The organism is Blautia sp. AF14-40, from assembly GCF_003479665.1.
Lineage (GTDB): Bacteria > Bacillota > Clostridia > Lachnospirales > Lachnospiraceae > Fusicatenibacter > Fusicatenibacter saccharivorans.
On record NZ_QUHK01000122.1, the window covers coordinates 272 to 583 of the forward strand.

At 51.9% G+C, this 312-nt stretch carries 2 protein-coding genes; both read right to left on the bottom strand.

Features of this window, described 5'->3' with window-relative positions:
- Positions 1-140 (bottom strand): DUF3847 domain-containing protein (locus DWW13_RS19675; protein WP_117536143.1); only part of this gene is annotated, 140 nt, incomplete at its 3' end.
- A partial coding sequence (locus tag DWW13_RS18635) for a DeoR family transcriptional regulator (RefSeq protein WP_118720850.1) occupies positions 133-312 on the bottom strand: 180 nt, incomplete at its 5' end. The genes DWW13_RS18635 and DWW13_RS19675, both read right to left, overlap by 8 nt.

Consider the following 312-nt stretch of genomic DNA (forward strand, 5'->3'; position numbering starts at 1 on the left):
AGCCGGTGCGTCCGTTCCTTTCGGGTAAGCTGTTTCAACTGGTGCTGCAATGCCTTTTCATCATTGATGGCTTTCCGCAGTTTCTTTTCGCTTTTTTCCAACTCCCGATTGAGTTTTTCCAGCTTTGAGGTATCAGGCAAGGGCAGCGTCCTCCTTTCCCGGTATCAGCACATAAATCCGGTTTGGTTCTCCAATGCCCTGACGCACCCGCATGATAAGTCCGGCAGTTTCCAGTTCATTCAGAGAACGCTTGACCGTCATGGAGCTGCGGGACAGGACTGCGGCAATGGCTGTGACAGGGAAGCAGACAAA